The organism is Lentzea sokolovensis (assembly GCF_033949975.1).
Lineage (GTDB): Bacteria > Actinomycetota > Actinomycetes > Mycobacteriales > Pseudonocardiaceae > Lentzea > Lentzea sokolovensis.
In genome coordinates, this window is record NZ_JAXAVU010000013.1 from 103,948 (window position 1) to 125,726 (window position 21,779).

25 protein-coding genes and 1 tRNA gene are annotated in these 21,779 nt (G+C 68.8%); 16 read left to right on the top strand and 10 right to left on the bottom strand.

Annotation, left to right across the window (positions count from 1 at the left end; translation table 11 throughout):
* Positions 1-19 precede the first annotated feature (19 nt).
* A complete protein-coding gene (locus SK854_RS31660) occupies positions 20-445 on the bottom strand; it encodes a VOC family protein (protein WP_319978792.1) in 426 nt (141 codons plus the stop codon).
* 69 nt (positions 446-514) lie between these two features.
* Between SK854_RS31660 and SK854_RS31665 the strand changes: the two genes are divergently transcribed.
* From SK854_RS31665 to SK854_RS31680, 4 genes are all read left to right on the top strand, one after another.
* Positions 515-1,162: a GntR family transcriptional regulator gene (locus tag SK854_RS31665; protein ID WP_319978793.1), complete on the top strand. Its 648-nt coding sequence runs from the start codon at positions 515-517 to the stop codon at positions 1,160-1,162.
* A 58-nt stretch (positions 1,163-1,220) separates the two neighbouring features.
* Positions 1,221-2,156, top strand: coding sequence for a DUF1996 domain-containing protein (locus SK854_RS31670; RefSeq protein ID WP_319978794.1), 936 nt, complete (start codon positions 1,221-1,223; stop codon positions 2,154-2,156).
* 124 nt (positions 2,157-2,280) lie between these two features.
* Entirely contained in the window at positions 2,281-2,832 is a 552-nt protein-coding gene (locus tag SK854_RS31675; protein ID WP_319978795.1) for a sigma-70 family RNA polymerase sigma factor, read from the top strand.
* Positions 2,829-3,536 carry an anti-sigma factor family protein gene (locus SK854_RS31680; protein ID WP_319978796.1) on the top strand — a complete coding sequence of 236 codons (708 nt, stop codon included), beginning with the start codon at positions 2,829-2,831 and terminating at the stop codon, positions 3,534-3,536. The genes SK854_RS31675 and SK854_RS31680 overlap by 4 nt, the downstream gene beginning before the upstream one ends.
* Before the next feature lie 48 nt (positions 3,537-3,584).
* Here SK854_RS31680 and SK854_RS31685 read toward each other — a convergent pair whose 3' ends face one another.
* Positions 3,585-4,529 (bottom strand): zinc-binding dehydrogenase, encoded by a 945-nt coding sequence (locus SK854_RS31685; RefSeq protein ID WP_319978797.1) that lies wholly within the window; start codon positions 4,527-4,529, stop codon positions 3,585-3,587.
* A 109-nt stretch (positions 4,530-4,638) separates the two neighbouring features.
* Here SK854_RS31685 and SK854_RS31690 point away from each other — a divergent pair, with 109 nt between their 5' ends.
* On the top strand, positions 4,639-5,439 hold the full coding sequence (locus tag SK854_RS31690) for an oxygenase MpaB family protein (protein WP_319978798.1): 801 nt from the start codon (positions 4,639-4,641) through the stop codon (positions 5,437-5,439).
* On the opposite strand, the gene SK854_RS31695 is transcribed toward SK854_RS31690, so the two are convergent.
* From SK854_RS31695 to SK854_RS31710, 4 genes are read right to left on the bottom strand one after another with little or no spacing between them, the layout of a single operon-like run.
* Positions 5,414-6,802, bottom strand: a complete 1,389-nt coding sequence (locus SK854_RS31695) for an aminobutyraldehyde dehydrogenase (protein WP_319978799.1) — start codon at positions 6,800-6,802, stop codon at positions 5,414-5,416. The genes SK854_RS31690 and SK854_RS31695 overlap by 26 nt on opposite strands.
* Positions 6,799-8,412, bottom strand: coding sequence for a thiamine pyrophosphate-binding protein (locus SK854_RS31700; protein WP_319978800.1), 1,614 nt, complete (start codon positions 8,410-8,412; stop codon positions 6,799-6,801). Before SK854_RS31700 ends, SK854_RS31695 begins: the two co-directional genes overlap by 4 nt.
* On the bottom strand, positions 8,409-9,347 hold the full coding sequence (gene speB / locus SK854_RS31705) for an agmatinase (RefSeq protein WP_319978801.1): 939 nt from the start codon (positions 9,345-9,347) through the stop codon (positions 8,409-8,411). The genes SK854_RS31700 and speB overlap by 4 nt, the downstream gene beginning before the upstream one ends.
* Positions 9,344-10,768 carry a sodium:solute symporter gene (locus SK854_RS31710; RefSeq protein ID WP_319978802.1) on the bottom strand — a complete coding sequence of 475 codons (1,425 nt, stop codon included), beginning with the start codon at positions 10,766-10,768 and terminating at the stop codon, positions 9,344-9,346. Before SK854_RS31710 ends, speB begins: the two co-directional genes overlap by 4 nt.
* Before the next feature lie 82 nt (positions 10,769-10,850).
* Here SK854_RS31710 and SK854_RS31715 point away from each other — a divergent pair, with 82 nt between their 5' ends.
* From SK854_RS31715 to SK854_RS31745, 7 genes are all read left to right on the top strand, one after another.
* A complete protein-coding gene (locus SK854_RS31715; protein ID WP_319978803.1) occupies positions 10,851-12,221 on the top strand; it encodes a PucR family transcriptional regulator in 1,371 nt (456 codons plus the stop codon).
* Between the two features lie 142 nt (positions 12,222-12,363).
* Positions 12,364-12,435, top strand: a tRNA-Glu gene (locus tag SK854_RS31720).
* A 119-nt stretch (positions 12,436-12,554) separates the two neighbouring features.
* Positions 12,555-13,217, top strand: a complete 663-nt coding sequence (locus tag SK854_RS31725) for an SAM-dependent methyltransferase (RefSeq protein WP_319978804.1) — start codon at positions 12,555-12,557, stop codon at positions 13,215-13,217.
* A 71-nt stretch (positions 13,218-13,288) separates the two neighbouring features.
* Entirely contained in the window at positions 13,289-13,960 is a 672-nt protein-coding gene (locus SK854_RS31730) for a DUF4383 domain-containing protein (protein ID WP_319978805.1), read from the top strand.
* Between the two features lie 98 nt (positions 13,961-14,058).
* Entirely contained in the window at positions 14,059-14,739 is a 681-nt protein-coding gene (locus tag SK854_RS31735) for a M50 family metallopeptidase (protein WP_319978806.1), read from the top strand.
* 86 nt (positions 14,740-14,825) lie between these two features.
* Positions 14,826-16,559: an arginine--tRNA ligase gene (gene argS / locus SK854_RS31740; protein ID WP_319978807.1), complete on the top strand. Its 1,734-nt coding sequence runs from the start codon at positions 14,826-14,828 to the stop codon at positions 16,557-16,559.
* A 73-nt stretch (positions 16,560-16,632) separates the two neighbouring features.
* Positions 16,633-16,950 (top strand): WhiB family transcriptional regulator, encoded by a 318-nt coding sequence (locus SK854_RS31745; protein WP_319978808.1) that lies wholly within the window; start codon positions 16,633-16,635, stop codon positions 16,948-16,950.
* On the opposite strand, the gene SK854_RS31750 is transcribed toward SK854_RS31745, so the two are convergent.
* Together SK854_RS31750 and SK854_RS31755 are read right to left on the bottom strand one after the other, a co-directional pair.
* The gene (locus SK854_RS31750) at positions 16,923-17,735 is read right to left on the bottom strand and encodes a SigB/SigF/SigG family RNA polymerase sigma factor (RefSeq protein WP_093604728.1); all 813 of its coding nucleotides are present in this window, start codon (positions 17,733-17,735) and stop codon (positions 16,923-16,925) included. The genes SK854_RS31745 and SK854_RS31750 overlap by 28 nt on opposite strands.
* Entirely contained in the window at positions 17,732-18,130 is a 399-nt protein-coding gene (locus tag SK854_RS31755; RefSeq protein WP_319978809.1) for an ATP-binding protein, read from the bottom strand. The genes SK854_RS31750 and SK854_RS31755 overlap by 4 nt, the downstream gene beginning before the upstream one ends.
* A gap of 137 nt (positions 18,131-18,267) precedes the next feature.
* On the opposite strand from SK854_RS31755, the gene SK854_RS31760 reads away from it, so the two are divergent.
* A complete protein-coding gene (locus SK854_RS31760) occupies positions 18,268-18,933 on the top strand; it encodes an ATP-binding protein (RefSeq protein WP_406601864.1) in 666 nt (221 codons plus the stop codon).
* 9 nt (positions 18,934-18,942) lie between these two features.
* Here the strand turns inward: SK854_RS31760 and SK854_RS31765 are convergent, their stop codons facing one another.
* A complete protein-coding gene (locus SK854_RS31765; protein WP_245822551.1) occupies positions 18,943-19,302 on the bottom strand; it encodes an STAS domain-containing protein in 360 nt (119 codons plus the stop codon).
* Between the two features lie 151 nt (positions 19,303-19,453).
* Positions 19,454-20,122: an ANTAR domain-containing protein gene (locus tag SK854_RS31770; protein ID WP_319978811.1), complete on the bottom strand. Its 669-nt coding sequence runs from the start codon at positions 20,120-20,122 to the stop codon at positions 19,454-19,456.
* Between the two features lie 253 nt (positions 20,123-20,375).
* On the opposite strand from SK854_RS31770, the gene SK854_RS31775 reads away from it, so the two are divergent.
* The 3 genes from SK854_RS31775 to gcvH all read left to right on the top strand — a co-directional run bounded on the left by SK854_RS31775 (position 20,376) and on the right by gcvH (position 21,721).
* Positions 20,376-20,591 carry a hypothetical protein gene (locus SK854_RS31775; protein WP_319978812.1) on the top strand — a complete coding sequence of 72 codons (216 nt, stop codon included), beginning with the start codon at positions 20,376-20,378 and terminating at the stop codon, positions 20,589-20,591.
* 122 nt (positions 20,592-20,713) lie between these two features.
* On the top strand, positions 20,714-21,295 hold the full coding sequence (locus SK854_RS31780) for a CDP-alcohol phosphatidyltransferase family protein (RefSeq protein WP_319978813.1): 582 nt from the start codon (positions 20,714-20,716) through the stop codon (positions 21,293-21,295).
* 42 nt (positions 21,296-21,337) lie between these two features.
* Positions 21,338-21,721, top strand: a complete 384-nt coding sequence (gcvH, locus tag SK854_RS31785; protein ID WP_319978814.1) for a glycine cleavage system protein GcvH — start codon at positions 21,338-21,340, stop codon at positions 21,719-21,721.
* Positions 21,722-21,779: the final 58 nt, after the last annotated feature.

Consider the following 21,779-nt stretch of genomic DNA (forward strand, 5'->3'; position numbering starts at 1 on the left):
CGCGGAGCAGGAGCAGGACTCAGGTCGCGAAGACCTGCGAGTCGTCGGCGAACGCCTTCACCTCGATGGCGTTCCCCGACGGGTCGCGGAAGAACATGGTCCACTGCTCGCCGGGCTGTCCGGCGAACCGGCGGTAGGGCGCGATCGTGAACTCCGTGCCCGCCGCCTGCAGCTTGTCCGCGAGCAGGAGGAACGCCTCGACGGTGAGCAGCACCCCGAAGTGCGGCACCGGCACGTCGTGGCCGTCGACGGCGTTGTGCGCAGCCTCGGGTCGCGGCCCCCGGACCAGGTGCGTCACGAACTGATGGCCGAAGAGGTTCCAGTCGATCCAGCTGTCGCTCGACCGGCCTTCCGGGCAGCCCAGCACGCCTCCGTAGAACGCGCGGGTCTTCCCCAGGTCGGTGACGGGCACCGCGAGGTGGAAACGAGGGACGGTCTGGGTCACGTGACGACTTCCTTCCACACTCGACCCAGGAATTTGACCCTCCCGTTTCGACGATGTCAACATTCGGACATGTCCCTCCCCGCTGTCCGGCCGGTCCTGCGCAAAGGTGTCGCGGGGGAGGCCGCGGACCGGATCAGAGACGCGATCCTGAGCGGTGAACTGGCCGCCGGCAGCGCACTCAAAGAGGTCGAGCTCGCGAGTCAGCTCGGTGTCAGCCGCGGTTCGGTGCGCGAAGGGCTCGTGCTGCTCGAAGGCGAGGGTCTCGTCGTGTCCGAGTGGCACCGCGGCACGTGGGTGCGTCCGCTGGACCCGGAGGACGTCGAGGAGCTCTACACGCTGCGGACGGCGCTGGACGTCCTCGCGATGCGGACGGCGGCCGTCAAAGCCCGGAATTTCGACGCTCTCGACGCGGTTGTCGGGGCAATGGAACTTGCCCGCACGGACGCCGAACGGGTCGCGCTCGACATCGAGTTCCACGACGCCGTGTACGCGGCGACGGGCCATCGGCGACTGACGGAGGCCTGGCAGGCGATCCGCAGTCAGGTCCACCTGTTCCTGCTCGCGCGGATCGTCGGCGACCCCTCCTACCAGGGCAACGTCGTGCCGGAGCACGCCGGTCTGGTCGCCGTCCTGCGTTCCGGTGACGCCGCGAAGGCAGGGTGCGCGGCCGAGGAGCACCTGCGCGGTTCGTACGCGAAACTCGTGGAGCAGCGGTGACCGGCCCAGTTGAGACAGGCCACTTTGGTTTGCCCGAACGGGTTGGCAGGCTGTGACCGTGGCCAGGAACAAACCGGTGACCCTCGCGGTCGCGGTGGTCGCGGTCCTCGTCGTCGCGGGCTCCGCGGTCCTGCTCAACGGCACGTCCAGCGGCGCGCCGTCCTCTGACCAGTACGTCAGCGAGCTCGACCAGGTGCTCACCGAACCGAAGACGCCGAACGTCGTCATCCGGTGCGGTGCGAACGAGGAACGTCACCTCAACGCCGACAACCCCGTTGTCTCACCAGGCATCCCGTTCGGCGCGCACCACACCCACGAGTACGTCGGCAACAAGTCGGCCGACGCCAAGTCGACCGATGCCTCTCTCGCGGCCGCGTCCACGACGTGCGAGAAGGACGACCTCTCGACCTATTACTGGCCCGTGCTGCGCCTGACCGACGGCACCGGCCACGACGCGCACGCGGACGGCGGCGGCCTGCACGGCAACACCGGTGAGGTGCTCAGGCCGAAGAGCGTGGAGATCCGGTACGACGGCAGCCCGGTGAGCGCCGTTCTGCCGATGCCGCGGTTCCTGCGCCTGATCACCGGCGATCCGTCGGCGTTCACCCACGACTACGGCCCGGACACGCGCGCCCGGTGGGGCTGTTCGGACCAGCCGGGCCGCTACACGACGAAATATCCGTTGTGCGGCAACGCGACCACGTTGCGGAGCTACGACTTCGGCAGCTGCTGGGACGGCAACAACACCGACAGCGCCTCGCACCGCACCCACGTGGTGTTCCCGCTGGCCGGCGGGATGTGCCCGGCCAAGACGTTCCCCATCCCGCGGCTGCACGTCACCGTGGGCTACGACATCCCGCCAGGTCACCCGTTCGCGATCGACAGCTTCGAGGAGGAGCTGCGGGACCCGGCCACCGACCACGGCATGTACATCAACGTCATGCCGGACGCGCAGATGGCGGAGCTGGTCGGCCACCTCAACCGGTCCCGCTAACATCCGTCAATTCCATTTTCTGGTTCAAATCCGTTGAACCGAAGCTCTCTGTCGCTCGTGTGTCGGCTGAGGTCTTGAACAGGACGCCCGCAAGAGGTGTTCGCGGGCGGGGAGGAGTGGGTGGATGGCGGCTTTGTTCTCCCGCAAACGGGAGACCGCGGCCGACGAGGCACTGATCCGATCGCTCTACGAGGAGCACGGTCGGGCGCTGCTGGCGTACGCGACGCGGTTGACCGGCGATCGGGCGGCTGCCGAGGACGTGGTCCAGGAGACCCTGGTCCGAGCGTGGCGCCATCCCGACGCCCTCGTGAACGGCAAGGGATCGGTGCGCGGCTGGTTGCTGACGGTGGCGCGCAACATCGTCACCGACAGGGTGCGCGCGAAGGCGGCGCGCCCTCAGGAGGTGGCGGAGTCCCCGACGACGCCACCGATCGAACGCGACCACGCTGACCAGGTCGTCGACTCGGTGGTGGTGCTCGAAGCGCTCGACAGGCTGTCCTCCGACCACCGCGACGTGCTGATGGAGATCTACTTCCGCGGCCGGAGCGTGACGGAGGCGGCGCAGGCGCTCGGGGTGCCACCGGGAACGGTGAAATCCAGATCGTATTACGCGTTGCGAGCCTTGAGGGAGACCTTCGGAGGTCAGAAGGTCGCACTGAAGGGGGTGGCCGGATGACCACGCAGCACGACCCGCAACTGCTCGGTGCTTACGTTCTAGGAGCACTGGACGAGCAGGAGGTGCGGGAGATGGACGAGCACCTGGCGTCCTGCCCTGAATGCGCGCGTGAACTCGGAGAGCTCCGCGACATGGAGGCCTTCCTCGGCGAGGTGCCGCCGGAGGCCATGCTGGACGGGCCGCCCGAGGGCGGCGATCTGTTGTTGCAGCGCACCTTGCGCCAGGTGCGTTCGGAACGAGGTGGCGTCGCACGGCGTCGTCAGTTCACGCTTGGTGCCGCGGCGGCCGTAGTGGCCGCGTTGGTGCTGGGCGCCGGAGTCTTCGTCGGTAAGGCCACTTCACCCGAAGTGAACTCGGCCCTTCCCACACCGACGGTGGCACCGGACCCGGCGGGCACCAGGCTCGCCACGTTCACGGACCCGGTGACGAAGGCGTCGATGACGGTGAAGGTCGTCCCCGCCGCCGGATGGGTCCGCACGAACATGGCGATCAACGGCATTCCCGAAGGCGAGAAGTGCCGGATCTTCGTTGTCTCGAAGGACGGCAGCCGCCAGGAGGCAGGCTCCTGGGTGGTGTCCAAGAAGGGCGCCGCCGAGGGCACGAACCTGGACGGTTCCGCGCTGGTCGACCCCAAGGACGTGCAGTCCGTGGTGGTCGAGAACTTCGCGGGCAAGAAGTACGTCGAGGTGCCGGTTCAGGCGTGACCGAGGGGACGAGGGGCCGCTTCCGTTGTCAGGAGGCGGCCCCTTTTCTCACGGCTTGAGCACGACTTTTCCCGCTGTGGCACGAGATTCCAGTGCCTCGTGCGCTTTCGGGGCGTCCTTCAGCGCGAACGGCGGGTTGACCAGCGGCACGAACCGGCCGCTCGCCAGCCCCGCCATCGACTCGTCCTCCAGCACACGCAGCCCGCGCCGCATCAGGCCGGGCCCGAGCGCGACGGTCGCGGTGAGACTGTTCGCGAACAACGCCTCCGTGCTGATCGCGGTCATGCTCCCGGACGCCCAGCCGTAGATGACGTGCCGCCCGCCCGGTCCGAGCGCCTTCAACGCCAGCGCGCCCGCCTCACCGCCGACGCCGTCCAGCACCACGGTCATGTCCTTGAGACCGTCCGCCCAGCCGGGCTGGGTGTAGTCGATGGCGGCGTCCGCGCCGTTGTCCATGACGAGGTCGAGCTTCTCGGTGCTCGCGAGGCCGATGACCTGGGCGCCGACGTTGCGCGCCTCCTGCACGAACAACGCGCCCATCCCGCCCGCGGCCGACGTCACCAGCACGACGTCGTCCTTCGTGAGCTTCGCCGAGTCGAGCACCGCGACCACCGTGCGGCCGGTACCGATCATCGCGACCGCCGCCTCGAACGACACGTCGTCGGGCAGCGCGTGCAGGGCACCGACGCTCGCGACGGCGAGCTCGGCGTAGCCGCCGTTCGCCTGCCCGAGGTGCGCGACGACCCGGCGGCCGAGCCACTCCGGCTCGACGTCCTCACCGAGAGCGGTGACGACGCCGGCGACCTCACGTCCGGGCGTCATCGGGAAGCCGACCGGGCCGAAGCCGCCCTTGCGGATCGTGGTGTCGACGAGGTGGACGCCGGCGGCGGCCACGGTGACGCGGACCTGGCCCGCGGCGGGCTCCGGGTCGGGAACCTCCTCGAACCTGAGGTTCTCCGCCGGGCCGAACTCGTACTGCCGAATCGCGAACATGCCGCTGACGCTACGAACTCCACTTAACTGGAGGTCAACAGTCACTGTCCCGCCCTGTGCCGGTAACACCTTCGGGTGTTGACCTTCAGCAGGTGGCCGGAAGCACGGAATGATCATGGTCGTGACGCTGGGACCGGAGTCGGTGACGTGGCGGCTCGGCTGGTACACCCGGTTCGAGCTGGTGGTGCTGGGCCGTGCCGTGCTGATGCAGGTCGCGCACCCGGTGATCGCGGCAGCGGTGCGCGACGGCTACCGCGCCGACCCGTTCGCCCGGCTGACGAGGACCATCACCTCGTCCCAGCTGCGGTTGTTCGGTGGTGAGCAGGCCGCGGGGGAGGCGGACCGGCTGGTGCGGTCGCACGCGTTGATCCCCGGCGCGGACGAGGAGCTGTTCCGCTGGGTGCACGCCACCAGCTTCGACTCGCTGCTCACGGCGTACCGGTTGCTGCGGCCCAGGATGCCCGCGATCCACGAGGAGCGGCTGTACCGGGAGTGGCGGGAGACCGGGGAGACGCTCGGCATCAGGACGATGCCGGGCGATCTCGCCGCGTTGCGCGCCTACCTCGACGACGTGGTCGCCACGCGGCTGGCGTGCACCGACGGGGTGCAGAGCCTGCTGGAGGCCTTCGAGCTGCGGTCCGGGAAAGCGCCCGGCACCGAACACCTGCCGAGCGCTCTCTGGCCGTTGGTGCGGCCGGTCGCGGCGCGGGTGCTGCCGGACTTCGCGGTCGGCACGCTGCCGGAGGCGTTGCGGGACAAGCTCGGTCTGGAGTGGACGGACCGCGACGAGCGCAGGCTGCGCCGGTGGATCCGGATGATCCGGCTCGTGTCCGCGTTCGTCCCGGCCAGCCTGTTGCACTACCCGATGCCCTACAAGGCAATGCTCAGTGCGCGATCATCACGTGCTTGACGCGCGTGTAGTCCTCCAGGCCGTGCATCGACAGGTCCTTGCCGTAGCCCGAGGCGCCGAAACCGCCGTGGGGCATCTCGGACGCGACGAGGCCGTGGGTGTTGACCCAGACGATGCCGAAGTCGAGCCGTGCCGTCAGTGCCGCCACCCGGCCGGTGTCGCGGGTCCAGAGCGAGGACGCGAGTCCCTGCGGAACCCCGTTCGCCAAGGAGATCGCCTCGTCGTCGCTCGCGAACTCCTGCACGGTGATCAGCGGGGCGAACGCCTCCTCCTGGACCAGCTCGTCGTCCTGCGTGAGGCCCGAGACCACGGTGGGCTCCAGGAAGAACCCGGCTGAGCCGTGCCGCTTACCTCCACAGTGGACGATGGCGGTGGACCGTGACAGCAGGCCGAGCACGCGGTCCAGCTGGGCCTGGCTGTTCAACGGCCCGAAGTCGGTGCCGGGAACCTGGGCCGAAGCCGCCTTCACCAGTGCCTCGACGAACTCGTCGTGCACGGCCGAGTGCACCAGCACGCGTGACGCGGCCGTGCAGTCCTGGCCCGCGTTGTAGAACGCGGCGCCGACGATGCCCTCCGCGGCAGCGGCCACGTCCACGTCGTCGAACACCAGGACCGGCGCGTTGCCACCGAGTTCGAGGTGCGTGCGCTTCACCGTCGCGGCGGCGCTGCGGGCCACCTCGATTCCGGCGCGAGTGGAGCCGGTCAGCGACACCATGGCGGGCACGGGGTGTTCGACCAGCGACCTGCCGGTGTCGCGGTCGCCCAGCACGACGTTGAACACGCCCGCCGGCAGCACCTGCGCGGCCAGCGACGCGAGCAGCACCGTGGACGACGGAGTGGTGTCGGCGGGCTTCAAAACCACTGTGTTGCCCGCGGCCAGTGCGGGAGCGATCTTCCAGACGGCCATCATCAGCGGGTAGTTCCACGGGGTGATCTGCGCGATCACCCCGACCGCCTCACGCCGCTGGTACGAGGTGTGGCCGGGGACGTACTCGCCCGCCGCGGCGGTGCCCAACGCACGCGCGGCGCCGGCGAAGAACCGGATCTGGTCCGCGCACTGCGGGATCTCCTCGTCCAGCAGCACCGAACGGACCTTGCCCGTCTCCCGGACCTCCGCGTCGGCGACCGCCTCCGCGTTGGCTTCCAGGAGGTCGGCGAGCTTCAACAGCGCGTGCTGACGTTCGCCGGGCGTCGTGCGCGACCACGCGGGGAAGGCGTCGGCGGCGGCCTGGACGGCGGCGTCGACCTCGGCGGCACGGGAGATGACCGCGCGGCCGAACTCCTCGCCGGTCGCCGGATCGATGAGCGGTGAGGTGTCGGCAGCGGAGGCCGAGGTGCCGTTGACGAAGTTCGCGACGATCACAGGTGCTCCAGATGCGTGGGGGCGAACATGCGCAACACCGCGGGCAACACGACCACGTGCGGGCCGTCCCCGGCGAACGCCTTGGCGAGATCCTCGCGCAGCGACTCGGGCGTGCTGCGGGTGGCGGGCACCCCGAACGCCTCGGCGAGCGCCACGAAGTCCGGGCGGCTCAGTTCGGTGGCGGTGGCCTGGCCGAACGCGTCGGTCATGTACTCGCGCAGGATGCCGTAGCCACCGTCGTCGACGATCAGCCAGACGACCCGTGACCCGTGCTGCGCGGCCGTGGCGAGCTCCGAGATCCCGTACATCGCGCCGCCGTCACCGGACACCGCGAGCACCGGTCCGTCGACGGCCGCGGCGACTCCGAGCGCGGCGGGGAAGCCGTAACCGAGCCCGCCGGCGCCCTGGGCGGAGAACTGCGCACCACCGCGCGGATCCCACGCCGACCAGGCCCAGTACGCGAGGATCGTCATGTCCCAGCAGGTCGGCGTGCCGTCCGGAACGGCCGCCCGCAGTGCCGCGAGAACCTGCCACTCCAGGTCGAGCTCCTGCTGCGTGAACCGTTGCCGCACGCCCGCGAGCAGCGCCATCACCCGTCCCTCGGCGACGTCGTCGGCAGCGCGGGCCGTCACGGCGGAAGTCAACGCGCGCAAGGCATGGCGGGCGTCGGCGTGGATGCCGAGCGCGGGGTAGTTCGACTCCAGCTTGCCGAGGTCGGCCTCGATCTGGATCACCGCGCCGCGCGGCCGGAACGTCCGGTAGTTGCTCGACAGCTCACCCAGCCCCGACCCCACGACGAGCAGCACGTCCGCGTCGGCCAGGAACTCCGTGGTGTGCCAGTCCTCCAGCCACGACCGCGCGGAAAGCGGGTGCTCCCAGGGGAAGTTGCCCTTGCCGCCGAACGTCGTCACGACCGGCGCCCGCAGCTTCTCCGCCAGCTCCAGCAGTTCGCCGGCAGCACCAAGAGCACCACCACCGGCCAGGATCACCGGCCGGGCGGCACCGTCCAGCAACCGCACGGCCTCCTCGACCAACTCCGCTCGTGGGTGCAGCTCGCGCGGCGACCAGGACACCGACGTCACCGGCGGCACGGAAGCCGGACCGAGCAGCACGTCCTGCGGGATCTCCACCCACACCGGCCCGAACGGCGCGGTCAGCGCGATCTCCCACGCCTCGGCCAGCGCCGACGGGATCTGCGAGGCGTGCCGGACGACCCGAGCGTGCTTGACCACGTCTCGGAACGACGCCAGCTGATCGGTCAGCTCGTGCAGGTACCCGCCGCGCACGCCACCAAGTCCGGCGGACGGGATCTGCGACGAGATGCCCAGCACCGGAGCCGAACCCGCGGCCGATTCCTGCAGCCCGGCAAGGGTTTGCAGCGCGCCAGGCCCGGTCGACACCAGCAGCGGCGTCACCGAGCCGGTGATCCGCGCGTGCCCGTCGGCGGCGAACGCCGCGTTGACCTCGGTCCGCGAACCGACGTACCGCAGCTCCGATCGCCGCAGCGCGTCGAAGAGCCCGAGCGCGTGCTGACCGGGGATGCCGAACACGGTGTGCGCGCCGAGCGCCTCCAGCGTCTCGACGACGACATCGCCACCGTTGCGCGTCACACGCCCTCCTTCAGTGCCAGCAAGCTCACGAGGTCATAGGCCAGGTGCGAGGCTGCCACAGAAGTGATGTCGGCGTGGTCGTAGGCGGGCGCCACCTCCACCACATCGGCACCCACCAGGTTGAGACCCCGCAGCCCGCGCACGATCTCCAGGAGTTCGCGCGAGGTCATCCCGCCCGCCTCGGGCGTCCCGGTACCGGGAGCGTGCGCCGGATCCAGCACGTCGATGTCGATCGACACGTACAGCGGGCGTGAGCCGATCCGTTGCCGCAACGCGTCCACGGTCTCGTCCACGCCCCGCCGCATCACGTCCGACGACGTCACGATGCCGAACCCGAGCCGCCGGTCGTCCTCCAGGTCCTTCTTGCCGTACAACGGTCCTCGCGTACCGACGTGCGAGATCGCCTCGGTGTCGAGGATCCCGTCCTCGACCGCACGCCGGAACGGCGTTCCGTGCGTGTACGGCTCACCGAAGTAGGTGTCCCACGTGTCGAGGTGCGCGTCGAAGTGCAGCAACGCCACCGGTCCGTGGATCCGCGACACCGCCCGCAGCAACGGCAGCGCGATCGTGTGGTCACCGCCGATGGTGACCAACCGGGTGCCCTCGGCCTGCAGTTCGGTGGCAGCGCCCTCGATCGTCTCGATGGCCTCGCCGATGTGGAACGGGTTGACCGCGATGTCGCCGGCGTCCACGACCTGCAGGCGTTCGAACGGCGACACGTCCAGACCGGGGTTGTACGGACGCAACAACCGGGACGCCTCCCGCACGGCCGAAGGCGCGAACCGCGCGCCCGGCCGATACGAGACGCCGGTGTCGAACGGGACTCCCACCACCGCGACGTCCGCGTGCGCCACCTGGTCGAGGCGCGGCAGCCGGGCGAAGGTCGCCGGGCCCGCGTAGCGCGGGACCTTCGAGGAGTCGACGGGGCCGATCATGCGTTCACCAGTTCCTCTTCCGTGGCGTCACCGGCCACCCGGCGGTCCCAGTTCGCGAGCACCTCGGGTGAGGTGGGCGGGGTGGCCAGGCTGACCACGACGTACGTCACGAAGGACGCGCCGAGGCTGTAATAGATGGCTTCGTTGGCGTACACGTCCACGAACACCATGAACCCGATCGCCGTCAGCGACCCGGCCGCCATCGACACCATCGCGCCGAGCCGGGTGCCGCGCTTCCACACCAGACCGCCGATGATCGCGACCAGCAGCCCGCCGACGAGGATGTTGTAGGCGACCGTCAGCGCGGCCACGACGTCGTTGAGCGCCACCGCGATGGCGATCGCGACGACACCGATCACGAGCGTGAACATGCGGTTGTTGTGAACGTCCGAATCGGTCTTCCGGCGCCAGATGTCGTTGGACGCCACCGTGGCGCAGGCGATGAGGGCACCGGACGAGGTGGACATCATCGCGGCCAGCGCGGCGGCGAGCACGAGTCCGCGCACGCCGGTCGGCAGCAGGTTCTCCACGATCGTCGCGAACGCCTCGTCCTTGTTCGCGATGTCCGGGTACAGCGCCTTGCCCGCGAGACCGATCAGCGCGCCCGCGACCGCGTAGACCAGGCAGTAGAGGCCGGAGGTGATGCCTCCCCAGGTCGCGACCTTCGGGGACTTGGCGGTGAACACGCGCTGCCAGATGTCCTGGCCGATCAGCAGGCCGAACACGTAGATCAGCAGGTAGGTGACGATCGTGCTGACGCCGATGTTGCCGACCTCGAACATCGCCGGGTCCTCCAGCCGCGCCTGGATGCCGTCGAACCCGCCCGCGGTGGCGAGGCTGATCGGCAGCAGCAGGAACAGGATGCCGACCGTCTTCACGACGAACTGCACGATGTCGGTCAGCGTGATCGACCACATGCCGCCGAGAACGCTGTACAGCACCACGATGCCGCCACCGATGATCACGCCGACGGACTTCGGCAGTCCGAAGAGGACGTTGAAGATCGTGGAGTACGCGATCGTCGACGTGACGGTGAGCATCAGCGTGTAGGCCGCCATCACCAGGCCGGAGATCATGCTGGAGTTGCCGCCGTACCGGAGATCGAGCATCTGCGAGACGGTGTAGACCTTCAACTTGACGATCCGGCGCGCGAAGAGTGCGCTCAGCAGCAGGATGCCGAGGCCGATCGCGAACACCATCCAGGCGCCGGAGACGCCGAACTTGTAGCCGAGCCCGACGCCGCCGATGGTCGACGCGCCGCCGAGCACGACGGCCGACATGGTGCCGGAGTACATCGTGAAGCCGAGCCTGCGTCCGGCGACCAGGTACTCGCTCTTGCTGGTGGCGCGGCGCATGCCCCACCAGCCCATGCCGATCATGCCGAGCACGTAGGCGGCGATCACCGCGTAGTCGAGAGCCACTGTCGGACCTCCTTGGGTTGCAGGTCACAGTAGGAACGCGCGCTGGCGCCGGTAAGTGGTCGTTGTGCACAATCGGCGGACCATGGTTGTGCAAACCGTCCCACTGCGGGATCTCGTCGCGCGAGTCGATCTCGGGCTGACCGTCCTGTGTGGAGCCGACGCGCTGGACCGGCCGATCCGCTGGGCGCACGTGTCCGAACTGGAGGACCCGACGCCGTACCTGGTCGGCGAGGAGCTGCTGCTCACGGCCGGCGTGCGCTTCCCGTCCGACGTGCCCTCCTACGTCGCCGGGCTGGTCGCGTCGGGTGTCTCCGCGATCGGGTTCGGGGTCGAGCCGGAGTTCCCGACGGTGCCGTCGTCGCTGGTGGAGGCCTGTGCGGCGCAGGGGATGCCGCTGCTGGAGGTGCCGCCGTCGACACCGTTCCTCGCGGTCTCGCAGGCGCTCGGGGCGTTGCTCGCGGAGATCGCCGTGCGGGAGCAGCGGATGCTCGCGGACAGCCAGCGCGCCCTGACCCGTGCCGCGACCCGCGTCCGTCCGGTCGAGTCGGTGCTGACCACGCTGGCCGTGGTGCTGAACTGCCGGGCCGATCTCGTGGATCCCGGGTTCGCGCCTGACGACGTCGCTTCGCTCGTCGGGCGGGTCGCGTCGGGCCGGGGACCCCGTTCGGCCTCGACCCAGGTGGGTGAAGACCACGTCACGCTGGACCCGGTCGAGTCAGCGGTGCTCGTGGTGCGCCGGTCGGCCCCGCTGTCGCCCGCCGAACGGGCCGTCGTCGCGGTCGCGCTGGCGTTGCTCGGGCTGCTGCGCCGGGACCTGGAGAGCGAACGCGGTCAGATCGCCCGGCTCGCGGCCTCCGCACTGCTGCGGGCGCGGGTGTCCGGGGTGGAGAAGGTCCTGGGACCTGGTCCGCACCGGGTCGTGGCGGGGGAGTCGAAGGCGGACTACGACGTGCTGGCCCAGCGGTACGGACCGCTGGTGTCGAAAGAGGAGGGTGGCGGGTTCCTCGCGTTGCTGGGTGCGGGGACCGAGGTGTCGGGGCCGGTGGGGGTGTCGCCGGTCGTCGATTCCCCCTCCTCTGACGGGTCCGCCTCCGTGCCCCGGTCCGAGGTGGACCGCGCGGCGGCTGAAGCCCTGACCCTGCTGGCCCGCGCCAAAGCCACCGGCGAACCCGCCTTTCCGGCGTCCGATCTGTCCTCTCTGGTGGACCCGGTGGCGGCACGGGAGTTCGCCCGCCGCGAGCTCGCGGGACTGCTCGGACGCCCCGAACTGATCGACACGCTGAGGGCCTGGCTCGGTCAGCACGGCAGCTGGGACCGGGCCGCGGGAGTGCTCGGCGTGCACCGCAACAGCGTCCGGCACCGGATCTCCCACGTCGAACGGCTGCTCGGTCGTGATCTTGGAACGGCCGACGCGCGGGCTTCGCTGTGGCTCGCGCTGAGGTGGCTCGATTAATTGCTTTGCGGCGGGTGCGCGTTCTCGGTCATCATTGTTCCATGATCCGAGCAGATGAATGGGCCGGAGCGCCCTCCAAGCTGTGACCTGCTAGTTCCTTTTCTTCTATTTCTGCGAGCATTTTGTCTCAATGCTCGTTCCTGGCGTGTTCGTCTAGTGGTCAGGACGTCGGATTCTCAATCCGGAAACACGGGTTCGATCCCCGTACGCGCTACGTGGCCCGGTCTCAGTGGGGTGGACCGGGCCCTCCCGCAGAGGTGTCCATGTCAGACGGACCCAAAGAATCTTCGAAAACTTCGCCCGAATGGTCTAGGCGCCAGTTACGCTCTGCGAATGGCTGCGGTCCCCGCCTTCGCACGCTACGAGGTCGACGTACGTCGGCCGAACGCCGCGCGGATCCACGACTTCTATCTCGGTGGCGCGCACAACTACGCCGCCGACCGCGCGTTCGCCAAGCAGGCAGTCCGGATCGACCCGGAGCTGCCGCTCGTGACCCGAGCGCAGCGGTCGTTCCTGCGCCACGCCGTCCGCCACTGCTGGGCAGCGGGCGTGCGCCAGTTCCTCGACCTCGGCTCGGGCATACCGACGTGCGGTGCCACGCACCAGACGCTGCCCGACGCGCGCGTGGTCTACGTGGACTCCGATCCGGTCACGGTCGCGTTCTCACGTGGACTGTTGCGCGGTGAACCGCGGGCGTGCGCCGTGGAAGCGGACCTGCGCCGTCCCGATCAGGTGCTGCGGCATCCGGGTGTGCTGTCGCATTTCGACCTTCGTGAGCCGTACGCGGTGCTGATGGTCGACGTCCTGCGGTACGTCGACGACGTCACCGGACCTGGCCGCGTCGTGCGCCGCTATCGGCACGCGCTCCCGGCCGGCGGGTTCCTGGTGGTGTCGCATCCGACGCCGGTCGAGCAGCTCATGGAAGGTCTGTCGATGGAGGCGCCGGCCGTGGTGCCGGGCGCGTACGCGGGAATCGGGCGCAAAGGACACCGCTGAGGCTGAACGTTTGGTCCCTGTGAGGTCGGGGTAGTCCGCCAGGCAACAAGACACGGAGCCTGGAGGGCGAAATGACCCACCGCATCAAGGTCGCCGGTCTGCAGCCGGTGCAGCTGCTGGCCGGACTGGCCGGCATCGCGTTCATCGTGTTCGGCATCGTGGGTTTCACTCGCACAGGGATCGGCGACTGGGCTGCCAGCTCGTTCGTGCTCGGGTTCTCGGTGAACCCGTTGCACAACACGGTGATGGTGGCCATCGGTGTGCTGGGCCTGCTGATGGCTCTCGGTTCGGGCCTCTCGCGGCTGTACGGCTGGCTGCTGTTCGCCGGCTTCGCCGCGCTCTTCGTGTGGGACCTGATGATCACCGGGATCCTCGCCCAGAACCCGGCCGAGCAGTACGGCAACCCGCTGGCGGTCAACACGAACGACAACTGGTTGCACCTCGGCCTCGCCGTCTTCGGCCTGCTGCTCGCGGTGATGCCCGCGCGCCGCAAGCTCGTCGAGGACCACGACGAGGAGCCGGTCGTGCCCGAGCCGCGCTCGGAGGCGTTCCGCGATGAGCGGGACGGCTCGCCGCGCGTCGAGCAGATGGACCCGACCGTCAGCACCGGACCGACCGCGCCCATCACCGAGCCGCTTCCGACCGGTTCGGGCCGCGCCACCCGCAACGAGCCGATCACCCAGGAGCAGGCGGTGGTCGACCCCAAGACCGAGCGGGTGAGCAAGGACAAGATCAAGCACTAGTTCATCGAGCACTGACATCCGGGCGAACCACTGTCCGGCACAGACGCGTCGTGCGAGCCCACATACGGCTCACACGGCGCGTCTGTTTCTATGTCGCGATGCCTTCCGAGTTGCTGACGCACGAAGTGCTGATCACGTGGGGGACCGCGCTCGCCGCGTTCCTGGCCGTTGCCCTGCACGGGATCTGGCGGCTCACCCGCAACGTCATCACCATCGCCCACGAGGGCGGGCACGCGTTGCTGGCCGTGCTGACCGGGCGGCGGCTGAGCGGGATCAAGCTGCACTCCGACACGTCCGGGCTCACCGTGTCACGGGGGAAGCCGCGTGGGCCGGGGATGGTGCTGACGGCGCTGGCCGGGTACATCGCGCCGTCGCTGCTCGGTTTCGGAGCGGCCGTGCTGATCACCAACGAGCAGATCCAGTTGATGTTGTGGATCAGCATCGGGTTCCTGGCCGCCATGCTGATCATGATCCGGAACGTGTTCGGGGTGTTGTCGATCATCGTTACCGGTGGGGTGTTCTTCTTCGTCTCGTTCTACGCGTCTGTTGAGGTCCGGGACGCTGCCGCGTACGTGTTCGCCTGGTTCTTGTTGCTGGGCGGGGTTCGGCCCGTGTGGGAGTTGCAGGTCAAGCGGTGGAGGCGGCAGGCTCCCCGTTCGGACGCCGACCAGCTGGCCTGGCTGACCGGGGTGCCCGCGCTGGGATGGGTGACGGTGTTCGGGGTGGTCAGCGCGGCCGCCCTCGTGGGTGGCGGGGCGTTGTTGCTCGGGCGGTGGTGACGCGGCCGTCGGCGGGCGCTGTCACAACTGGTTTGGCGCGGGTGAAATACTTGTGCGAACAAGCCGGTTGTCGAGAGGTGGGTTCAGTGCTGCGTGGGGATGTCGGGCTTGAGCTGGGCCAGCGGGTCGCGCGGGCGCTGCGCGTCGCCCTGGACGTGGACATCACCGCCGAGGAAGCGCTGATCCGACCGTCCAACCGGGACGGTGCCGACTATCAGTGCAACGTCGCGATGAGTCTTGCCAAGAAGATCGGGAAGAACCCGCGTGAGGTCGCCGCGCTGATCGTCGAGCACCTGGACGCGCAGGACGCGCTGGAGACGCCGGAGATCGCGGGGCCCGGGTTCATCAACCTGAAGTTGCGGCGGGAGTGGCTTGAGGCTCAGGCCGCGAACCTGGTGGGGGACTCGCGGCTCGGCGTGCCGAAGACCGAGCAGCCCCGGCGGATCGCCATCGACTACAGCAGTCCCAACGTGGCCAAGGAGATGCACGTCGGGCATCTGCGGTCGACGATCATCGGGGACGCGTTCTGCCGGCTGCTGACGTTCGCCGGGCACGAGGTCATCCCGCACAACCACCTCGGTGACTGGGGGACTCCGTTCGGCATGCTCATCGAGCACCTGACGGACGAGGGGCAGGGGGCTGAGCACGAGATCAGCGACCTCAACGCGTTCTACCAGCAGGCCCGGCAGAAGTTCGACAGCGATCCCGGCTTCGCGGACCGGGCCCGGCGTCGTGTGGTGTTGCTGCAGGGGGGTGACGAGGCGACGCTCAAGTTGTGGCACGAGCTGGTGGGTGAGTCGCAGCGGCACTTCAACCAGATCTACGAGCTGCTCGGCATCGGGCTGTCGGCAGGCGACAACTACGGCGAGAGCTTCTACAACCCCTACCTCGCGGACACGATCACCGAGCTGCAGCAGAAGGGTCTCATCGAGACCAGCGACGGCGCGCTCTGCGTGTTCCCGCCGGGGTTCAGCAACCGCGAGGGTGACCGGTTGCCGCTCATCGTGCGCAAGAGCGACGGTGGGTACGGGTACGCCACCACGGACTTCGCGACGGTGCGGTACTGGGTGCGGGACCGGAAGGTCGACGAGCTGATCTACGTCGTCGGGACTCCGCAGGCGCAGCACTTCCAGATGATCTTCGCGACGTCGAAGCAGGCCGGGTGGCTCGACGACGCGCACACCGCCGTGCACACCGGGTTCGGCACGATCCTCGGGGCCGACGGCAAGACGATCCGGACTCGGGCCGGCGGGACGATCAAGCTGATCGACCTGCTCACCGAGGCCGTCGAGAACTCCTACAAGGTGATGCCGGAAACGTCCGAAGTGGAGGGTGCGGAGAAGGACGCGCTCGCCCGCACGATCGGACTGGGCGCGGTCAAGTACGCGGACCTCTCCAACGACCGGGAGAAGGACTACGTCTTCACCTGGGAGAAGATGCTCGCCACCACCGGCGACACCTCGGTGTACATCCAGTACGCGAACGCCAGGATCCTGTCGATCGGGCGCAAGGTCGGTCGGGTTCCCGCCGAGAACGCGCCGCTGGTGCTGCAGGAACAGGCCGAGCGCGATCTGGCGTTGAAGCTGCTGCAGCTGCCCACGGCGATCCGGGCGGCCATCGACGAGCTGGCCCCGCACAAGCTGACGAACTACCTGTTCGAGACGGCGACGGCGTTCTCCGCCTTCTACAACGACTGTCCCGTCGCGACCGCGGAGACGCAGGAACTGCAGGACTCGCGGCTGCAGTTGCTCGCGCTGACGTCGCGGGTGCTCACGCTGGGGCTGTCCCTGCTGGGTATTGGGGCACCCGAAAGGCTGTAACAGGTTTATGCCTGGTCAGACCACGGGTACGCAGTGATCGCAACTCTTTCCCCCCAGCCCACCGGGAGTCGCGATGACCTGCACCACTCGTTTGCCCAAGCCGGTCACCGAGGTGTGGGACTGGCAGATGGACGGTCTGTGCCGCGGGCAGAACAGCGCCGTCTTCTTCCACCCGGACAACGAGCGCGGGTATGCGCGCGCTGCCCGGGAGGAGAAGGCGAAGGCGATCTGCGAGCAGTGCCCGGTGCTGGCGCAATGCCGCGCCCACGCTCTTGAGGCTCAGGAGCCGTACGGCGTGTGGGGCGGCATGGGGGAGGACGAACGGCGCCAGATCGTCGTCGCGGCCCGGCGCCGTGTCCGTGCCTACTCCTCGAGCACGTCCCTGAGCTGACGCAACGTCTTCGCGAGCAGACGCGAGACGTGCATCTGGGAGATCCCGACCTTCTGCGCGATCTGGGTCTGGGTCATGTTGCCGAAGAAGCGCATGACCACGATCTTGCGTTCGCGCTCGGGCAGCTTCTCCAGCAACGGGTGCAGCGCCTCGCGTTGTTCGATCATCGCGATCTCGGGATCTTCCTCGCCGATCGTGCTGCCCAGCGAGATCGACGAGTCCTCCGACATCAGCATGTCGTCCAAAGACGCGCTCTGGTAAGCGTTTCCGGCCGCGAGTCCCTCGTGGATCTCCTCGCGTGACAGGCCGAGGTGCTCGGCGAGCTCCGACGGCGTGGGCGCGCGGCCCAGCGACTGCGACAGCCTCGACGTACCCGCGTTGATCGCCAGGTGCAGCTCCTTGAGCCGCCTCGGCATCCGCACGGACCAGCTGGAGTCGCGGAAGTACTTCCGGACCTCACCCATGATCGTCGGCACCGCGAACGACAGGAAGTCGCTGCCGCGGTCGGGGTCGAAGCGGTCGACCGCGTTGATCAACCCCACCGTCGCGACCTGGACCAGGTCCTCGTGCGGTTCGCCGCGGTGACCGAATCTGCGTGCGATGTGCTGGGCGACCGGGAGGTGTTCGGTGACGAGCCTGTCCCGCAACGTCTCGCGCGCCGGGCCTGCGGCGGTGACCGCGAGCTCGGCGAACAACGGCGCCAGGTGGTCGTAGTCACCGGAGCGGGAGGACTTGGCCTCCGGCTTGGTCTCCTCCGTCTTGGTGGCCTCTTCCGCCCCGGTCACGCATCCACCGCCCCTGCCGTGGACTTCACGAGGTCGATGTGAACCACGAACCCTTCGGTCTCCTCGACCGCGGTCTTCACCGAGTCGACGAGCGCGGTCAGCACCCGCCAGCCGAAGCTGGCCTCGTCCGGGCCGGCCGCGGACTTCGCCGACACCTTCGCGGCGACGTGCACGGCACCTCTGTCGTCCACCGCGAAGTGGCAGCTGAGCACCGCGTCCTGGGCCGCCAGCGTGATCAGCGTCGAGCACGTCTCGTCCACGGCGAGCTTCAGGTCCTCGATCGAGTCGAGGTCGAAGTCCTGGCGCATCGCGATGTCCGCCGCGACCGCACGCACGATGGACAGCTGCGTGGGATCCGCGGCCATCCGAAGCTCGACGCCTGACAATTGAGTCACAGCCACCTCGTAGTCCGTTCTGCTGAAGGCGGGCACGTCATCGCCGTACCCGAATCGATCTCATTTCACACGTGTATTCGCGCCGTGGCCTGGGAAATCACCTGGCAGAAGCAATCAACGGGAGGGGCGCTGTGCTTGTGCACGAGGACTTCCTTGCCCTCAATTTCCCGGCAGACGCGCACGAGGTGGCGCCTGTGCGGCACCAACTTCGCCAATGGCTGCAGGGCAGCGGCTTCGGCGAGGACGAGGCGAGCGACCTCGTTCTCGCGGTCAGTGAAGCGGTCAACAACTCCGTGGAACACGCCTACCCCGGCCTGGCGGACGGCACCGTCGAGGTGCGTGCCCGCGTCGACGCGGACGGCTCGGCGCGCGTCGACGTGGCCGACCACGGCCAGTGGCGCGTACCGCCTCCCGCGCTGACCACGCGGGGCCGGGGACTTCTGCTCATGCGGGAAAGCGTGGACGAGGTCGAGATAGACCGCAGAGCGAGCGGCACGACCGTGCGCCTGCGTCGAGCCCGTTCGCCCGCACTGCCCGTGGCCCGGGCCGCGCCTGAATGCGACGTCCAGGTCCACGAGACCTCCTCCGGCGTAGTAGCGGTGGTGCGCGGAAACGTGCCGGCCGAGGCAGGCCCGTCGCTGCGCCGCACGCTGACCACGGCGGCACGCGGGGGCACCGTGCCGCTGACCGTCGACCTGAGCGGGCTCGGCGTCGAGAAGGGCGGAGTGGAACAGGCCCTTCGCGCGGTCGCCGAGGCGCTCGGAGCGGCGGGCAACAGGCTCACCGTCCGCAGCACCGGCTGAGCGGACGAGTTATCCCAGGGCCGAGTCGACGGAGTCGTGCAGGCTGAAGACCTCGCCCAGTCCCGTGGCCTCCAACGGGCGCGTCACCGCCCGTGCGGTCGCCACCACCTTGAGAGCGGCGTTCTCCCGCTGGGCCAGCCGGGCGGCCTCGACGAGGACCGCCAGACCGGCGGAGCCGAGGAACGTCACGCCAGTCATGTCCACCACGAAGGTGCCGCCGTCGCCGATGCCGTTGACCAGGGCGTCGCGCAGCGTGGGCGCGGACACCATGTCGACCTCGCCGGACACGGCGAGGACCGTGGCACCGGGCGCCGGCTGCCTCACCGACAGCGCGATGGTCTGCTCCGCACGCGGGTCCTGCACAGTCACTGATGTACTCCCTCTCGCGATACAGAAACAAGGGAGCCGCCAATGCAGCGGCTCCTGTGCGGCTGCTGGCTCAACCGCTGCGGACACCACCGTACGGGAGTGACCGCTCGACAGGACAGATCGAGGTATCCGTACCCGGACAATGGTCGGTTCAAACGCGCAGCGCCTCCCAAAGTCTTCGCGCCACGTCGAACGCGGCCGCCGGCGGCTCGGTGACCTCCTCCGGACTGTCCTCCAAAGTCCCGCCCACGACCAGCACCAACGCCGTGGCCACGTCCCGCAGTTTCACGTTGGCGCGCTGGCTCGCCCGCACCAGCAGTTCGAACGCCTCGCCGGGCGCGCTCGGCCGCGCCCCCATCACCAGACCTTTCGCCTGCTCGATGTAGCGGCGGTGCTGGACCATCCGCACCATCTGGTCGGCGCGCATCACCTCGCCCGCGCAGAACTCGACCACCGCCGCCGCGGTCGCGATGAGCGGTTCGATCTCCTCGATGGCTTTCAGATCCGCGACCTGGGGCGGGTGCGAGAGGTACACGGTGAGCACCACCGGCCCGCTGTCCCCCCAGCTGCCCGGCACCGCGATCACGTGCTTGCCGCCGACCTCGCCGGACACCTGCCGTTCGTCGCGCGACGCCTCGACGAGCGGTCCCGCGCCGCTGGTCAGCTGCTCGGCGTCCAGTTCGGCGGCGACCCCGAGTGCCCTGATCAACTTGCCGTCCGGCCACACGCTCAGGCCCACGCCCTCGCAGCCGTCCAGCTGCGAGCACAGGTGGTCCATCACTCGTGAAATGAGTTCCGCACCGAATTTCACCTGGTTCACGCGCTGAGGTTAGGCCCGGCCGATGAACTGGACGAGCCGTGCGGTCACCGTCGTACGACGAACGGTTGCGCAGGCAAGGACCCCGTCTTCCGTTCCGCTTCGGGCCCGAACAGCTCGGCGCGCGGTTCGATCCAGTTAACGCTTAGGACCCAAACAGGACACGTGTTCTGAACCACAGTCCGACAGAATTCGTTTCCAGGGATAACGCCGGAGCCCCGGTGCGCGACATCCCTGATGTCACGGAGGGACTGAAATGAGAACCGCCATGGAAACCCAGCCGACGCAGGACGCGGAGTGCGATTCCGCGCTGCCGACCACGCCGTGCAGCGTGGTGTGGAGCCGGGGTCACGCCTACGTGCTCGAGGGTTTCCGCGCTCGCTGGGTGGGCCGCGACGACCGGGGCCGCCCGCACGCCATCACCGGTGCCGAGATGCAGCGCCGAGGATGGACGTTCACCCGGACAGCCTGAGATTTACCTGTTGGAAACGAACACAGTGAGATCGAACATCGGGCACCACCCGCAACCAGTCGCACCGCGTGCCGTGACGCCATCCGGCAGCCCTTGCGCAGTCACTCGTTTAGAGTGCGGGTGTGCGTGATCCGGCTGATCGCCTGCTGACGATTCCGAACCTGCTCAGCGTGTTGCGGCTGGCCGGTGTTCCGCTCTTCCTCTACCTGTTGCTGGGACCCCGCGAAGACGGCTGGGCGATCCTCGTCCTCGTCTTCGCGGGCTTCTCCGACTGGCTGGACGGCAAGCTCGCGCGCTGGCTCAACCAGATGAGCAACCTCGGCGCGCTGCTCGATCCCGCCGCCGACCGCCTCTACGTGTTCTGCACGTTGCTGGCGTTCGTGATCAGGGACATCGTGCCGCTCTGGGTCGCCCTCGTGCTGGTGGGGCGAGAGGTGGTCGTCGGCATCTGCCTGCTGATCCTGCGGCAACGGGGCTGGGGCCCGTTCGAGGTGACGTACCTGGGCAAGGCCGCCACCTTCAACCTGCTGTACGCCTTCCCCCTGCTGCTGCTCGCGCAGGGCGACTCGGCGTGGGCGCAGGCCGCCCAGCCGCTCGCCTACGCGTTCACGGTGTGGGGCGGGGCGCTCTACCTGTGGTCGGCGCTGCTGTACGTCCACCAGTTCTTCCTGGCCCTGCGGGGTACACCTCGCACGGTCGCGTGAAAAGATCACCCCATACAGGTTCAGCACGAGGAGCGCAGTCAGTTGATTCCCGAGGAGCTTCGTTACACCGAGGAGCACGAGTGGATCGCCACCCACGGCGAGAACACAGTGCGCGTCGGCATCACCGACTACGCCCAGGAACAGCTCGGTGACGTCGTCTTCGTCCAGCTGCCCGAGGTCGGCCACACCGTGGCGGCCGGCGACACGTTCGGCGAGGTCGAGTCCACCAAGAGCGTGTCCGACCTCTACTCGCCGCTCGACGGTGAGGTCGTCGCCATCAACGACGCGTTGGTCCAGACGCCGGACTCCGTCAACACCGATCCGTACGGCGAGGGCTGGATGGTCGAGATCAGGCTGAACGACCCCGAGGCGCTGGAAGGCCTGCTGGACGCGGACGCGTACAAGGCGTTGGTGGAGAAGGAGTGACGTCGATCTTTCGCCGGATCTTCGGCCGGAAGGGGAGCCGCGCTGAAGGCGGTGACCC

What these genes read in the sequence shown, in the direction of transcription:
- SK854_RS31775 (WP_319978812.1), top strand. Translation starts at nt 20,376, where the DNA reads ATGAGAACCGCCATGGAAACCCAGCCGACGCAGGACGCGGAGTGCGAT.
- SK854_RS31665 (WP_319978793.1), top strand. Translation starts at nt 515, where the DNA reads ATGTCCCTCCCCGCTGTCCGGCCGGTCCTGCGCAAAGGTGTCGCGGGG.
- SK854_RS31680 (WP_319978796.1), top strand. Translation starts at nt 2,829, where the DNA reads ATGACCACGCAGCACGACCCGCAACTGCTCGGTGCTTACGTTCTAGGA.
- SK854_RS31690 (WP_319978798.1), top strand. Translation starts at nt 4,639, where the DNA reads ATGATCATGGTCGTGACGCTGGGACCGGAGTCGGTGACGTGGCGGCTC.
- SK854_RS31725 (WP_319978804.1), top strand. Translation starts at nt 12,555, where the DNA reads ATGGCTGCGGTCCCCGCCTTCGCACGCTACGAGGTCGACGTACGTCGG.
- SK854_RS31735 (WP_319978806.1), top strand. Translation starts at nt 14,059, where the DNA reads ATGCCTTCCGAGTTGCTGACGCACGAAGTGCTGATCACGTGGGGGACC.
- SK854_RS31730 (WP_319978805.1), top strand. Translation starts at nt 13,289, where the DNA reads ATGACCCACCGCATCAAGGTCGCCGGTCTGCAGCCGGTGCAGCTGCTG.
- SK854_RS31715 (WP_319978803.1), top strand. Translation starts at nt 10,851, where the DNA reads ATGGTTGTGCAAACCGTCCCACTGCGGGATCTCGTCGCGCGAGTCGAT.
- SK854_RS31685 (WP_319978797.1), bottom strand. Translation starts at nt 4,529, where the DNA reads ATGTTCGCGATTCGGCAGTACGAGTTCGGCCCGGCGGAGAACCTCAGG.
- SK854_RS31675 (WP_319978795.1), top strand. Translation starts at nt 2,281, where the DNA reads ATGGCGGCTTTGTTCTCCCGCAAACGGGAGACCGCGGCCGACGAGGCA.
- speB (WP_319978801.1), bottom strand. Translation starts at nt 9,347, where the DNA reads ATGATCGGCCCCGTCGACTCCTCGAAGGTCCCGCGCTACGCGGGCCCG.
- SK854_RS31745 (WP_319978808.1), top strand. Translation starts at nt 16,633, where the DNA reads ATGACCTGCACCACTCGTTTGCCCAAGCCGGTCACCGAGGTGTGGGAC.